Source organism: Flavobacterium sp. N2550, assembly GCF_025947265.1.
GTDB classification, from domain to species: Bacteria; Bacteroidota; Bacteroidia; order Flavobacteriales; family Flavobacteriaceae; genus Flavobacterium; species Flavobacterium endophyticum.
Genome location: NZ_CP110007.1, coordinates 3,543,778 through 3,558,486, shown reverse-complemented (window position 1 = coordinate 3,558,486; position 14,709 = coordinate 3,543,778). Strand labels below are relative to the sequence as shown.

The 14,709-nt window shown below is 39.8% G+C and carries 16 protein-coding genes; 7 read left to right on the top strand and 9 right to left on the bottom strand.

Annotated features, from left to right (window positions below):
* The first annotated feature begins 68 nt into the window (after positions 1-68).
* Genes prfA through OLM56_RS15810 form a run of 4 tightly spaced genes read left to right on the top strand, consistent with a single transcriptional unit; the run spans position 69 to position 3,217 of the window.
* The gene (prfA, locus tag OLM56_RS15825; protein ID WP_121374757.1) at positions 69-1,145 is read left to right on the top strand and encodes a peptide chain release factor 1; all 1,077 of its coding nucleotides are present in this window, start codon (positions 69-71) and stop codon (positions 1,143-1,145) included.
* A gap of 55 nt (positions 1,146-1,200) precedes the next feature.
* Positions 1,201-2,013: an orotidine-5'-phosphate decarboxylase gene (pyrF, locus tag OLM56_RS15820; protein WP_264527660.1), complete on the top strand. Its 813-nt coding sequence runs from the start codon at positions 1,201-1,203 to the stop codon at positions 2,011-2,013.
* 6 nt (positions 2,014-2,019) lie between these two features.
* Positions 2,020-2,406 (top strand): DoxX family protein, encoded by a 387-nt coding sequence (locus OLM56_RS15815; protein WP_264527659.1) that lies wholly within the window; start codon positions 2,020-2,022, stop codon positions 2,404-2,406.
* Positions 2,407-2,410: 4 nt separating this feature from the next.
* Positions 2,411-3,217, top strand: coding sequence for an ABC transporter substrate-binding protein (locus tag OLM56_RS15810; protein ID WP_264527658.1), 807 nt, complete (start codon positions 2,411-2,413; stop codon positions 3,215-3,217).
* Positions 3,218-3,261: 44 nt separating this feature from the next.
* Here the strand turns inward: OLM56_RS15810 and OLM56_RS15805 are convergent, their stop codons facing one another.
* From OLM56_RS15805 to OLM56_RS15770, 8 genes are read right to left on the bottom strand one after another with little or no spacing between them, the layout of a single operon-like run.
* Positions 3,262-3,855, bottom strand: coding sequence for a hypothetical protein (locus OLM56_RS15805; protein ID WP_264527657.1), 594 nt, complete (start codon positions 3,853-3,855; stop codon positions 3,262-3,264).
* Positions 3,856-3,888: 33 nt separating this feature from the next.
* Complete coding sequence (locus tag OLM56_RS15800; protein ID WP_264527656.1) at positions 3,889-5,388, bottom strand: DUF3570 domain-containing protein; 1,500 nt, start codon at positions 5,386-5,388, stop codon at positions 3,889-3,891.
* The gene (locus tag OLM56_RS15795; RefSeq protein ID WP_121374751.1) at positions 5,388-5,603 is read right to left on the bottom strand and encodes a DUF4266 domain-containing protein; all 216 of its coding nucleotides are present in this window, start codon (positions 5,601-5,603) and stop codon (positions 5,388-5,390) included. The genes OLM56_RS15800 and OLM56_RS15795 overlap by 1 nt, the downstream gene beginning before the upstream one ends.
* Positions 5,600-6,586 (bottom strand): FAD:protein FMN transferase, encoded by a 987-nt coding sequence (locus OLM56_RS15790; RefSeq protein ID WP_264527655.1) that lies wholly within the window; start codon positions 6,584-6,586, stop codon positions 5,600-5,602. Before OLM56_RS15790 ends, OLM56_RS15795 begins: the two co-directional genes overlap by 4 nt.
* The gene (locus tag OLM56_RS15785; RefSeq protein ID WP_264527654.1) at positions 6,586-7,023 is read right to left on the bottom strand and encodes a thioredoxin family protein; all 438 of its coding nucleotides are present in this window, start codon (positions 7,021-7,023) and stop codon (positions 6,586-6,588) included. The genes OLM56_RS15790 and OLM56_RS15785 overlap by 1 nt, the downstream gene beginning before the upstream one ends.
* A gap of 1 nt (position 7,024) precedes the next feature.
* Complete coding sequence (locus OLM56_RS15780; protein ID WP_264527653.1) at positions 7,025-7,885, bottom strand: T9SS sorting signal type C domain-containing protein; 861 nt, start codon at positions 7,883-7,885, stop codon at positions 7,025-7,027.
* A 19-nt stretch (positions 7,886-7,904) separates the two neighbouring features.
* Positions 7,905-8,318, bottom strand: a complete 414-nt coding sequence (locus tag OLM56_RS15775) for a DoxX family protein (RefSeq protein WP_264527652.1) — start codon at positions 8,316-8,318, stop codon at positions 7,905-7,907.
* Positions 8,319-8,343: 25 nt separating this feature from the next.
* Positions 8,344-9,669, bottom strand: coding sequence for an HTTM domain-containing protein (locus OLM56_RS15770; RefSeq protein ID WP_264527651.1), 1,326 nt, complete (start codon positions 9,667-9,669; stop codon positions 8,344-8,346).
* 207 nt (positions 9,670-9,876) lie between these two features.
* On the opposite strand from OLM56_RS15770, the gene OLM56_RS15765 reads away from it, so the two are divergent.
* From OLM56_RS15765 to OLM56_RS15755, 3 genes are all read left to right on the top strand, one after another.
* A complete protein-coding gene (locus OLM56_RS15765) occupies positions 9,877-11,232 on the top strand; it encodes an autotransporter outer membrane beta-barrel domain-containing protein (RefSeq protein ID WP_264527650.1) in 1,356 nt (451 codons plus the stop codon).
* Between the two features lie 35 nt (positions 11,233-11,267).
* A complete protein-coding gene (locus OLM56_RS15760) occupies positions 11,268-12,332 on the top strand; it encodes an imelysin family protein (protein ID WP_264527649.1) in 1,065 nt (354 codons plus the stop codon).
* A gap of 86 nt (positions 12,333-12,418) precedes the next feature.
* Positions 12,419-13,798, top strand: a complete 1,380-nt coding sequence (locus OLM56_RS15755) for a di-heme oxidoredictase family protein (protein WP_264527648.1) — start codon at positions 12,419-12,421, stop codon at positions 13,796-13,798.
* Positions 13,799-13,980: 182 nt separating this feature from the next.
* On the opposite strand, the gene OLM56_RS15750 is transcribed toward OLM56_RS15755, so the two are convergent.
* Complete coding sequence (locus OLM56_RS15750; RefSeq protein WP_121374742.1) at positions 13,981-14,694, bottom strand: DUF4197 domain-containing protein; 714 nt, start codon at positions 14,692-14,694, stop codon at positions 13,981-13,983.
* Positions 14,695-14,709: the final 15 nt, after the last annotated feature.

The window sequence follows — 14,709 nt, the reverse complement described above, 5'->3', positions numbered from 1 at the left end:
TGGCCTTGCTCCATAAAACATAAACAATTTTTTTGTAAATTTGCACTCCAAACAAAGGAAAGAAAAAGATGTTAGATAGATTGCAGATTGTAAAACAGCGTTTTGACGAGATTTCGGATCTGATCATCCAGCCGGATGTGATTGCCGACCAGAAGCGCTACGTTCAATTGAACAAGGAATATAAAGACTTGAAAGCGCTTGCTGAAAAGCGTGACGAGTACGTAAATATAATGGGCAACATCGAAGAAGCAAACGAAATTATTGCTGACGGTAGCGACCCAGAAATGACTGAAATGGCAAAAATGCAGTTGGATGAAGCCAAACAGAGATTGCCAGAACTAGAAGAAGAAATCAAATTCATGCTAATCCCAAAAGATCCGGAAGATGCCAAAAACGTAATGGTTGAGATTCGTGCCGGAACGGGTGGTGATGAGGCGAGTATCTTTGCCGGAGATTTGTTCCGTATGTATACTAAATATTGCGAAAGCAAAGGCTGGAGAACTTCAGTTGTAGATATGAACGAAGGAACTTCTGGAGGTTTCAAGGAGGTTATTTTTGAAGTAACTGGCGATGATGTTTACGGTACTTTAAAATTCGAAGCTGGCGTACACCGCGTGCAACGTGTTCCACAGACGGAAACACAAGGCCGTGTGCATACTTCGGCAGCAACGGTAATGGTTTTGCCAGAAGCGGAAGAATTTGACGTGCAGATTGATATGAATGATGTCCGTATTGACTTTTTCTGTTCATCAGGACCTGGAGGACAGTCGGTAAATACGACGAAATCTGCTGTTCGTTTGACGCACATTCCGACAGGATTGGTGGCGCAATGCCAAGATGAAAAATCGCAACATAAAAATAAAGACAAAGCATTTACCGTTTTGCGTTCTCGTCTGTATGAGCAAGAATTAGCTAAAAAACAGGAAGAAGATGCTCAAAAACGTAGCTCGCAGGTAAGTTCGGGTGACCGTTCTGCAAAAATCCGTACCTATAATTACGCTCAAGGGCGTGTAACGGATCACAGAATCGGACTGACGTTATACGATTTAGGAAATATTATGAATGGAGATATCCATAAAATTGTAGACGAGCTTCAATTGGTAAGCAATACCGAAAAATTAAAAGAAGCCAGCGAAGTATTCTAAAATAAACAAGCCTCATTATTGGGGCTTTTTTTATAAAACTAACCTTTTCCAAGCAATGACAACACAACAGCTAACAGATCAAATTCGCCAAAAAAAATCATTTCTCTGCATCGGCCTTGATGTGGATTTAAATAAAATTCCGCAACATCTTCTAGCAACAGAAGACCCGATATTTGAATTCAACAAAGCCATAATCGACGCTACGCATGATCTGGCCGTTGCTTATAAGCCGAATACTGCTTTTTATGAAGCGTATGGAATTAAAGGCTGGATTTCGTTAGAAAAAACTATTGCCTATATCAATCAAAAACATCCAGAGATTTTTACGATTGCGGATGCAAAACGTGGCGATATCGGAAATACTTCGGCTATGTATGCCAAAGCATTTCTACAAGATATGGCTTTTGATTCGGTAACAGTAGCGCCTTATATGGGAAAAGATTCGGTTGAGCCTTTTTTAGCTGTGGAAGATAAATTTACGATACTCTTGGCACTGACTTCTAATGAAGGTGCTTTTGATTTCCAGACCAAATCTGTGGACGGAAAAGAGCTTTACAAACAAGTAATCGAAACGTCTAAGTCATGGAAAAATTCTGAAAACCTAATGTATGTTGTAGGGGCGACCAAAGCAGAATATTTTACTGAGATTCGAAAGATAATTCCAAACAGCTTCTTATTGGTTCCAGGTGTCGGTGCTCAAGGCGGCAGCCTGTCGGAAGTATGCAAATACGGAATGTCTGAAAATGTAGGCTTGCTGATCAATTCTTCAAGAGGAATTATTTATGCTTCGCAAGAAAAAGATTTTGCGGAAAAAGCTAGAGAAGAAGCTCTAAAAATACAGCAAGAAATGGAACACATCCTCAAATAAATCTCTATGGACAGAACTTTTATTCTTCGTTTTGCCGTTGCCGTAATTTTGGTCATGCACAGCGTGCCAGGCATGTTTAACAATGGTATTAATGATTTTGGCAATCTGTATCTGAATACTGTAGGTTTTGCGCCTTACGGAGTTTTTCTGGCATGGCTGATTAAATTGTCGCATGTAGCAGCAGCTGTATTGTTGCTCTGGAACAAATATGTTAAGCTGGCATCGATTGTTACCATTTTTATTTTGGTTATAGGAATCGTCATGGTTCATTTTAGCGAAGGCTGGTTCGTTGTCGGCGGTGGAAGAAATGGAGTGGAATTTAACTTTCTGCTTATTTTTGTACTCTTGGCGATTATGTTTCCTAACGGAATTAATAATAAGATAAAAGAATAAGCCATTGAAAACCTATACTGACCAATTAGGAAATCAGTTTGCCTTTGAGACAGCCCCGAAAAGAATCATTTCATTAGTGCCGTCGCAAACGGAATTGCTGTTTGATTTAGGCTTAGAAGAAAGTATTATCGGAATAACCAAGTTTTGTGTGCATCCTTACCATTTAAAATCGACCAAGAAAATTATTGGAGGAACAAAAAAAGTCCATTATGAAAAAATACGGCTTCTTCAGCCGGATATTATCATTGCGAATAAAGAAGAAAATACCTTAGAAATTGTTGAAGAACTACAGAAAATCTGCCCTGTTTGGGTGACTAATATTGTAACCATTGAAGATAATCTTCAGATGATTTCAGATTTCGGACAGTTATTCAACAAACGTACCGAAGCTCAAAAATGGATTGATAAGACCAATTTTGCTTTGGCCGATTTTCAGCATTTTATCAAAGACAAAGAAGTCCAAAAAGTAGCCTATTTCATCTGGGCAAATCCGTATATGGTTGCTGGCGGTAATACCTTTATCAATGAATTGCTGAAACTGAATAAGTTTGAAAATATCTACGATAATAATCCAAAATACGAAGGCAGGTATCCTGAAGTTGTCGTTCAGAAGATGCGAATCCAAGGTGGCCCCGATTTGGTCTTGCTTTCTTCAGAACCTTTCCCGTTTAAAGACGAGCACGCTTTTGAATTGGGAAGACATACGCATCATGCCAAAACGATTTTCGTCGATGGCGAAATGTTTTCTTGGTACGGAAGCCGTGTGTTTAAAGCCTTTGACTACTTTAAGAAATTACACGAAAATCTATAAAAAAAGCTGTTCTAAATGAACAGCTTTTTTGTTTGGTTAATGTCTTATTGCCTTTGGAAGACGTAGCGTTTTACTTTTGTAACTCCACTAACAGTTATGATCTTTTCATAATAAAATCTGTTATTTGCATCGGTAAAATGAATCGTCAGGTTTTCTGAAGCGCCATCTACAGTAAGGACATAATTATTATTCTGTGCCGTCCAGAAACCTATTTTTTGATCTTGCATCAAGCATTCTCCGCTGGGATTGTCGTCATTATCATCAGACACGTCGTCTGAGGTATCATCTGAAGTATCGTCGCTTCCATCATCCCCATGATCATCGCTAGAATCATCATCTTCATCGTCGCTGTTATCATCGCCGCCATCGTCGTCACCCTCATCATCAGAAGAAGCTCCAGATCTTCTGGAAAAATTCGAATAAATCTCATGCGTAAATTGCTCCGCTCCAAAAATATAAGTTTCCTGCAAAGCGCAGCTGTTTAGGCTCACGGCAGTTCCGTCGGTATATTCTTCAATAATTTTCCATGTCCCGATGATTGAATTTCCGCCATCACGAGCATTGTCGTCATCCTTATTGCAATTGGAAAGGACAAGTCCGGCAAGGATTAATAAAATAATAGCTGTAATTTTTTTCATTGTTTTGATTTTTAAAAGAGTGATATAATTGGTTTATTGGTTTACAAATTTGATGGCGATTGTAAAAATATCGGCTTCTAGCCGGTCGCTTCGGCTGTAATGGTTGTATCTGAAATCGACATTTTTCAATCCAAACTTGAAAATTTTAAACGGAGAGAATACAGCCGCATAGCTGAATCCTGCCCCATATTGATGGCTGTCAAACGAAGAAAGATCATAATCTGAGGTATAATATTTTTCGCTGGAATAATGCTGTTCAAATGGTGCAAAATAATCCAACGCCTTTTGAGTGTAAAAGCGATACATCGGATAAGCTTTAAAAGAATTCGAGATTTTTATCGGAAGCTCGATGCTGGCCGTATGCGACACAAGTCCCCAGTCATCCGAATAAAAGCGGTAATAAGTCCTCAATACCATCAAATCATTGATGTAATAATTCAGTCTTGCTCCGAGCGGCAATTTGAATCGATTATCAGGCAATCGTTCTACATCATCGGCAAGCCTGTAAATACCTTTGTTTTGAGGCGTATCATAAAGAGGAATATAGCGTTTCTGGCCTATGTAATAGTTCGCTTTATCTGCAAAATAGACCCTATGGTAAGGAGTCGAGAGCAAGCCTTCCTGATACAGCACATCCATGAAAATAGAAACTTGCAGTTCTTTCGTAAGCACTTGTGAAAACCCTAGCGACAGCGAGTATGAATTTCTTTTTTCATTATCAAATTCTGAGAAATAGAACGGAAGGTAATTGCTAGATTCAAGTCCGTATTGGTCATAAACCGTTACGTTTTCAAAATAGCCGTTGTTTTGGAAATTGAAGCCATACTTCGCATATTCATGAAGTTCCGTAGGATAGATGGCTTTCCATTTGTCCAAATAAGCGCTGGCTTTTATTGAAATTTCAGAATTTTTTTCATTGAACAATTTTGCAATTCCGCCGCCAAAACCAAAGGACTGGTAATCGTATTCTCTTGAAACAGACAGATTCGCGTTCCATATCAGGTTTCTGTCATCCGAACTGTGGCTGTAGTTGGCAGACAATGTGGTCAAAACATCTTTTCTAGAAGCTCCAGTCGATTCAATCCAAGGACTGCCATACGGTAAGGGCTGGATCCTTCCGTAGTCATCATCGTCGCTATCTCTATTCAGGTCTTTTGTGCTTTTGGCATAACCGCGCGATGCCCCAGTATTGTTGCCATTATCGACGTAACTTCCGTCCGTAAAAAATGGATTTATATTGCTGGAAGAAGCCGAAGTGTAGGCAGAAAACCCAGCGTCGATTGTCAAGACATCATCTGCATTCAAAGGGATTGTAAGAACAATGTTTGAAGCTACGTCGGTCAGTTTTTCTGTTCCGATGCCGCCTGAAACAGCAGAATGGCTTCCGTCTTGCTTGTAATAACTGCTAATAAATTCAATTTCGGATGCCTCAAGAACACGCCTTTTATAGACCACTTCTGTAGAATCGTTTTCTTGCGCAAGTCCGCTGATACTCAGTAAAAAAACAAAAATAATTTTTCGTATAGTATACATTAGTTGCAACCACAGCCTCCGCCTGTCTTGCCTCCGTTGGCACCCGAAGCGCCTTCACGATAGACTTGAAAATTTGTTTCGTGCCGTTCTGCTGTTTTGGCAGAAAGCTTCATCTCTGGATCGTTAATATGTTGTTTTTCATACTCTTTAACTTGCGTGCTCTTGCAAGATTGCAGGATCAATAAGCAAAAGAAAATCAATAGCGTATATTTCATTTTTGGTATTTTTTTATGTCAATTGCATCAGAGTAAAAAATCTGGCCATTTTCGTCAACGATTACGCAGCTCATGCCTGGAATCTGATTGACTAAGTTTAAACCCGCATCTTTTCCCATGACCATTATCGAAGTCGAAAGTCCGTTGGCTAATTCAGCACTAGAGGCAAAAACCGTTACGCTTGAAAGACCATGAGCAGGATAACCAGTACGAGGGTCAATAATGTGCGAGTATTTTTTTCCATTCAGCATGACGAATTTTTCATAATCACCCGAAGTGACCACAGCATTTCCAGACAAAGGAAATGTCGCAAAGACTTTGTTCTGGTTCATCGGATTCGTAATTCCGATAGTCCATTCTTTTCCGTCAGGCTGTTTTCCCCACGTATTCATATCTCCGGAAGCATTGATTATCCCTGCTGTTACGCCTTTAGAAACCATTAATTCTTTGGTCTTGTCGGCAGCATAGCCTTTTCCGATGGAACCAAAACCGATTTTCATTCCGGGCAATTTTAAGAAAATGGTGCTGTTTTTTTTGTCGAGAATGATGTTCTTGTAGCCGACTTTTTGCACTGATTTCTTGACCGATTCCTTTGAAGGCAACTCGGTCATCGAGCCATCGTATTTCCAGATTTTGTCCATAGAAGCAAAGCTGATGTCAAACGCGCCATCTGTTAGTTTTGAAAACCCTAAAGCTCTTTCGGTCAGGCCAAAAAGCTCTGGAGTTACCTTGACGGGCTTGATTCCTGCGTTTCGGTTGATTTCTGAAACTAAAGTTTCTGCTCTCCATTCAGATAATACGTTTTCAATCCGCTCAATTTCTGTAATCGCCGTATCGATATAAGCTTCCGCTTCAGTAGCTGATTTTGCGGAAATCGTAATATCAAAACGACTTCCCATTAGCTTGACTGTCCTTTTTCTAACGACTTGGGCTTGAAGAATTGTTGTGCTTAAGAGGAAAATCAGTAAGACCGTTTTTTTCATTATTTGGAAAGAAAAGATTTGATCAAAGAAATATATTCCGAGGCTTTGATGCTGTTGAAGCCTGTCTTGCCCAAGACTTTTCCAGTTTTGTCAAGTACAACTATGAGCGGAAAAAAACCTTCCTTGTTGTATTTCTCAGCCAAGGCTCGGTTTTGTGCTTTCAGCTCTTCCGATTGTGTATTGTTTTTCTTTTTAGGGAAATCGGCTTTGACCAAGACCCAATTGTCATTGGCTTCTTTTTTGAATTCTTCCGATTGCCAGACGCTTTTTTCAAGCTTGATGCACGGAGCACACCAATCAGAGCCAGAGAATACGAGTACGATTGGCTTACTTTCTTTAGAAGCGATTGTTTTTGCTTCTGCAATTGAAGTGTTCCATTTTTGAGAAAAAGCAGGGAAGCTTACAGCAAGCAGAAACAATAGCAAAATATTTTTCATTCTAGAAGATTATTTTTTTATTGATGATATGGTTGTCGGCAGTCTTGATTTGTACAATCAGAACTTGTTTGGCTAGGTTTAGGTCGATGGTAGCCGTTTCTGAATTGCTCTTGATTGCTGCAAGTTTTCGGCCTGAAAGATCAAACACAGTAATTTCTGAGATAATTGTTTTTTCTGAAGAGATTTGTAATTGTTGGTTTTGTGCAAGAATCTGTACATCGTCTTTCGCTGAAATAGTTTCTCCAAGTGAAAGTGAAGATTGGAGTGTCAATACCAAATTCGGACGTTCCCAAACTGGCGACATAGACGAAGTAGAATTCCAAGTATTGGTGCCGTCACAACCGATGCTTCCGTCTGTAAATCCTGCCGACATTTTAGAAGGCGTAGTCGTGTATCTGTATTGTGGTCTTCCGGAAGGAATGCATGTTGAACCAACGACTAAAACGGATAGGTTTTTTGAACCATCAGAAAAAAGGAATGGAGACTGCAGGTTAATTTCCATAATGCCTGAAGGCGTAGCATTTGGAATTGTTCCGTCATAAACCAGCGTATAATTGCTGAAATTGCTATCGCCAATAGAATATGCCGCTGTTCCGATTACAGCCAATTCAGTAGTTTTCATATAGATTTTCACATTCGGTTCTATGGTGGAAGAACCTGATGCTTTTTGATAGGAAATTTTAGTGATAGTTCCAGTCGTACCAATTTCTGTACCCGTATAGATACTTTCAGTTGCCGAAGAATTATACCAAGAAGCGATTGGAGCCGATGTACCTGATGAAGTACCATTTCCTAAAGTGATTGTTTGTGCAATCATGCTCGTTGTGGCAAGCATGATAGCACTAAAAAGTAATGATTTCATTGTGGGAGATTTGATTGGATTAATTTTTTCTTCCGGTAAGAATGACTTTCCACACGTCATAATAAGAAGCAAAAACTACAATGGCTACGAAAAGAGGAATTCCGGTTTCTACAAGCTCGTGCGGACGGTTGTCAATAAGCAAGTGGAAGAGAAAAATAGTAATGATTACAGGAAGCAAAACGATGCTGCCCAGCAATCTTGTTCTTGGAATAATCAGGAGAATCCCCGAAGCGATTTCTAAAATTCCGACTACTTTGGTAAATCCAGAAGTACATAGTGCTGTTATCAAATTTCGATAGTTTAATGGTAACGGACTGTCCGGTTCATATACTTTGCATTCTGAAAGAAAATGCTTATCAAGGCCTTTGTAGACAAAGAAAGCTCCAAGGATGATTGCTAATCCGGCGACTAAATAATGTATTGCTTTTTTCATAAGGTTGGTGTTAAAAGTGATTGTATTAATGAATAAGATTTCCGTTTTTGTCGTACAATAAGATCCAGTTGTTATGCCAGAAATAATTCCACTTGGCCCTGCCTAAATCGACATCGGGATTGATCAGTCTTCTAGCTTCGCCGTGATTTATCGAAACTCTTGAATCTGCATAAACGCTGACGTCTTTTCCAATCCGGGCATATTTTTCCCGAATCTTTTGTGCTGTCTGCCAGATCATGTCAGGTTTGGACTGCATGCCCTTAATTTGTTTTTTGGTCAAGATTTTCTTGAGCTTATAGAATTTGACTTCTTTAGTCTGGTTGTTAACGACCTTGAATTTCGTAGTTCCTTTTCTGGAGCGAAGCATCATTCTCCAGCTTAATCTGTGGCCTTCTTCGGTCCAGAGTACATCGCCTTTTATGGCATAATGTCTGATGGGCAGCAGTATTTGGAGAACGAAATAGGGGATGAGTATCCATTGGACGATTTTCTTTCCTTCCGTAACATCTTCATTGACTATTGCCTCAGGCTTTCTCCATAGAAATAACTTTCGCATCGTTTCTGGCGGATAAAAAAACACGATAAGGCTCAATGCTAAAAAAGGAAAAATTCCTATCCCCAAATGTGCTTTGTTGAAAATGTGAAAGAGGATAGAAGCCACAAGAGCAAGATTGCGTGTTTTCTTCCAGAGAAGTAGCGGAATGACAAGGAAGTCAAAGACTAGCCCGGCATAAGCGATAAAAAGATAAAACCATTCTTGAGCATAAAAATCTTTTAGGAAATCAGGCGCATGCCTTGCCAGCATTCCTTTGGTAAAAGAACCGTCCAGCCAGCCCGAATACAGCTTGGCGACTGAGGCATAAAAATAAACAATGGCAATCTGCAGGACCATTATCCACGAACACCAAGAAGGCATCGTGAGCCTTTTTATTTTGGGATTTATTCTTGAATCGATAGAGGCATAGGCGTTAGCAGGAAGAAAGCACATCAAGAAACAAATCAGTATGATGAGGTAATGATGGTTGTTATACGTCGTTTTTTGCATGAAATAAATACCCGACCATAAAATTGTAAATACTATAATGCTCAAACGGTATTGCAGCCCGATCAAAATCAATAAGGCCGAAACTCCCATCAAAGCAAAATAATAATACATGCCATTGCCAGGAAGCGGTTGCAACCACTCCATGCCGATATGAGAAAACGTAAAAGAAGGTTTTATAAAATTGTTCTTCACCCATCCAGACAAAGCATAATCGAATACTTGCCATAGAAGAAGAGCTCCGAATAAAATTCGAAATACAACTAGTTGGCTATTATCTATTTGCTTGTAAATAAATTGGCGTACCATATTTGTTTGGAGAGCGTAATTTCTTAATAAATTTTGTGCAAATGTATTTAATATTTATTTAGACTGATTTAAAATAGATTGTTTTTTTTGAAAATATTTTTTAATTATTTCAAAATCAAGTTCTTAAAATTAAGTTAAAAAATATTCTATTTTTATTTAGACTGTATTTAAATAATTTTATAGATTTGCGCCAAATTCTATTTTCCAATGAAAAAAGCAGTACTATTTTTCTTTTTATTTGCGTCAGTTTGTTTGTTTGCCCAAAAGACGGATTCGTTAGATATTGAAAAAATAAAAACAGAAATAAAACAAGAACTCCGCGAAGAATTAAAAGCAGAAATCAAGAAAGATTTTGCCAAAGAAAACAAAACACTTTTCAATTGGAGCAACTTTACCTTGAGCGGCTATGGAGTCGTAAATTACTATAACTACACAAAATTCGATACGGATCCCAACATGAAAGACAAGTTCGATGCAGAACGTCTGAACCTGTATCTAGGCTACAATTTTAACGATTGGATCAGCTTCAAGTCAGAAATCGAGTTCGAGCATGGCGGTACCGGATCTACAGTAGAATTAGATACTCAAGAAGAATTCGGTGAATACGAACAAGAAATCGAAGCAGGAGGAGAAGTAAAAATCGAGCAGATCCATATCAATTTTGCCATCCGTCCGTATTTTAACATCAGGGCGGGTAGGATGAAAATACACTTCGGATTGGCTCAAGATTTAGACCGTCCAATTTCTTATTTTACGACGCACCGTCAGGAAATGGAAAACGAAATCCTGCCATTGGGCTGGTACGAAAACGGAGTGCAATTTCACGGAACTTTCCTAAAAAGGCTAAAATATGAATTCTCGATCACGAACGGTCTTGATGCTTCAGGATTCAGTTCAAGAGGCTGGATTAAAGAAGGCTACCAGACTCGTTTCGAAATGTCAAACGGAAATTCTTGGGCTTTCACCGGGCGTTTGGATTATAAATTCGGAAAAAACAAATACACTTATTTCGGAGCTTCTGCTTATATCAACGATGCAGCGGCTAACCGTCCGAAAAATGACATGAAAGAATCCGCTTATGTGATGATTTTTGAAGGACATATCACATATGATGAAGACTACCTTCGATTCAATTCCATCGTATTGTGGGGAAATCTTGAAAACTCAAACATCGTTACGGCAAAAAATGCTTCTCTTTCTAACAATTTGGGAGTGAAAAGAACGCCTGTCGGGAAAAATGCTTTAGGATTCTCATTTGAAGGCGGTTACGAAGTATTGCATTTCTTCAACCAGACGACAAAACAAAAAGTCTATCCATTCGTACGCTACGACTACTATGATACCATGAATGAAGTCGAAGGAACCGTAGTCAAAAAGCCAAGATGGGAAAGAAGTGCCATCATGGGAGGCTTCAACTGGTTCGTTCACCCGCAGATTGTATTAAAAGCACATTACCAAAACAGAAGGCTAGGTTCTGAAAACTTCGATCCAAACACATTGGCTTTCACAGGAAAAAAACAACAAGAAAATACCTTTTCAGCAGGAATCGGATTTTCATTCTAAAATAATTACTAACCAATATTTTAAACTTGAACATAATGAAAAAGAGAATTTTTAGCCTGAGCTTATTGGCAATGTCTTCTGTAATGTTAGTGAATTGCAGTAATAACGATGATTCTTCTGGAACAGACCCTAATGCCGGATTATATTCAGAAGTACTTACAGATTTGTCTAAAGACGTAATCACTAAAACGTACGAAGATTTGAATAACAAAGCAATCGCTTTAAAAACAGCTGTAAATGCTCTGACAATCGGAAACGAAACAGCTTTGACAGCAGTAAAAGAAGCTTGGAAAGCGACAAGATCTCCTTGGGAACAATCAGAAGGATTTTTATACGGACCAGTAGACACAGGAGGAATCGACCCTGCGATGGATACTTGGCCAGTTGACGTTAACGCGATGAATGACATCTTGAACAGCGGTAACCCAATCACAACAGCGACTATCGAAGCAAACGTAGAAGCGCGCGGTTTCCACTTGATCGAATATTTGGTATGGGGTATCAATGGAAACAAAGCGGCAAGTGCTTTGACAGCTAGAGAATTGGAATATTTGAGAGCCGCAGCTGCCGATTTGCAAAACAATACACAGCTTCTGTATGACGGCTGGAAAGAATCAGGAGGTAACTTTGCAAGACACTTTATCAATGCTGGAAATACAGGTAACCAAGGATATGCTTCACAAAAAGCAGCTTTAGAAGAAATCATCAACGGATTAATCACGATTGCTGATGAGGTTTCTACAGGGAAAATCCAAACACCGCTAGACGAAGGTGTTTCTCAAGAAGAATCACGTTTCAGCAACAACTCTAAAAAAGATTTTGCTGACAACATGAGAAGTATCAAAAACATCTATTTAGGTGATTTTAATGGAGGTACAAACTCAGGACTGACTGACATTGTTGCTCCAAAAAACAGCGCTTTGGATGCTAACATCAAGGCGAAAATCGACGGCGCTATTGCAGCAATCGAAGCCATTCCTGGAACTTTCACCGATGCCGTTACAAACAATGTCCCAGCAGTAGAAAATGCAAGAGATAAAGTAGCAGAATTGCAAGTTTTGATCCAGTCACAATTGAAACCATTTATTGCTAACAACTAGGCAAATTTCAATCATAATCAAAAGCAAAAAGGATATTCAGGACATGGATATTCTTTTTGCATTTCTATAAAAATCAGACAAAAAGAATGATCAGAAAAGGATTTTTACTGGCAAGTTTGGGACTCACGCTGCTTTCCTGCGATAAAAATGATGACGAGTCTTATATTGATATCGATCTTTCCGAAAGGATGTATGCCGGAGGCGAGACTACCATATTCTCTGCTACCAGCATTGCGTTCAGGACACCGGCACCCAACCTTTCGGCAGCTGACTTGCAGATGCATCTTATGGGAGATACCCAATTCGAAGCGGTTTTTGTCACGGCTCCCGCGCTTGTAAACTCTGGATTGGGATCAATCTTTAACAATTCTTCCTGCATTTCGTGCCATCCGAATGACGGACGTCCTAATTTTCCAGCCAATTTAAACAGCAGGAGCGGACTGCTAATGAGAGCCAGTATTTTTGGGCAAGACGAACATGGCGGGCCGAATCCTGTTCCTGGTTTTGGCGTGCAGATTCAGAACCAAGCCGTTTTTGGATTCCTTCCAGAAGCACGTTATCAGGCTGCTTTTATAGAAAAAACAGAAACATTGGCAGACGGCACTGTAATTGTTTTGCAAAAGCCGGTCATTTCTCTGGTCGATCCTTATACCAATCTTCCGGGCGGACTCATGCTGTCGCCTCGAATTGCGACACCGGTTTTCGGTTTGGGACTTCTGGAAGCCATTCCTGAGCAAGATATTTTAGCAAACCAAGACATCAATGATGCCAATGGTGACGGCATTTCAGGAAAAGCCAACTATGTCTGGGATCCCTATTTAAGACAGACTGTCTTGGGAAGATTCGGATGGAAAGCAAACACAGGTACATTATTAGTACAATGCACTGCTGCGTATGTAGAAGATATGGGAATTACCAATTATGTCTTCCCGAACGAAACAGGACACAATCAGTCTAACGGACAGGACGGACGCGATGATGATCCCGAAATACCGCAGTCTATCGTAGATCAAGTTGTCTTATACTGCAAGACATTAGCCGTTCCAGGAGCTAGAAATATCAATAGTAAAAGCGTGAAAGAAGGAGCAAGACTGTTTGAAAGCTTAGAATGTTCCAAATGCCATATTCCGAAGCAAGTGACAGGGCCGAGCTCGATTTCGGCTTTGGCATACCAGACTATTTATCCCTACTCCGATATGCTTTTGCATGATATGGGCGACGACCTTGCAGACGATAGGCCCGATTTCCTAGCCACAGGAAGAGAATGGAAAACACGTCCGTTATGGGGAATTGGCCTCACGGGACTTGTCAACGGGCACACTACTTTTTTACATGACGGAAGAGCCAAAAACTTGACAGAAGCCATTCTCTGGCATGGCGGAGAAGCCCAAAAAGCAAAAGAAAAATTCAAGCAATTATCCGCAGCCAAAAGAAATGCCTTACTCGATTTCTTGAATTCCTTATAAGAAAAACAGCATCAAATAAAAAAGCCAGAGCTCCTAAAAGCACTGGCATTTTTTTTCTAACTAACCCTAACCAAATGAGAAAACCATTAATCTCTTTGCAAATGTCCAATTTTTTTTGGAGCATATATGTTAAGGCAATGTTATTTATATGTTATTGATTACTAATTTTTTACGAGCCCTTTTTAACTCTTCTTGTCTTGCATTGCAAACACTCTTTTTAACAAGTCAGACGTCCTGGCAGAAAGGTTCGTGCGTATGTCTTTTTCTTCCACCGCAATCATTTTAAAAACACCTTCCATAGCCTTGTCGGTAACATAATCTGTCAGGTCAGGATTCACATCGGTAGTCATCGGAACAGCATTGTATTTTGTGATGATGGTGCTCCACACTTTATCAGCTCCGACTTTTCCTAAAGAATTTTGAACAACCGGACTGAATTTAGAATACAGTGCTTGAGAAGTAGAATTCTGCAAATAGGTCGTAGCCGCATTATCAGCTCCCAACAAGATATTCTTGGCATCAGTAAATGTCATGTTCTTGACCGCATTCACAAAAATAGGAGTGGCTTCTTTTACGGCATCCTCGGCGGCACGGTTCAACACCTTTAAGCCTTCATCGGCTAGGCTTGATAAGCCTATGTTGCGTAACGTTTTATCTACCTTCTGCAGTTCTGCCGGAAGCAAGATCTTTACCATCTGGTTTTTAAAAAAGCCATCAGTTGCGGTCAATTTAGAAACCTCTTTCGTGATTCCGTTATTCAAGGCTTCCTTGAGTCCCGCCGCAATATCCGGATTTCCGAGAGCCGTTCCCAATTGCGGATATTGGCTGGCAACCTGCTGCAGTTCGGCACAGCCGAAAAGAGAAATAAAGGAAGCAAAAACAATAATCTTTTTCATAGTTCTTAATTTTTT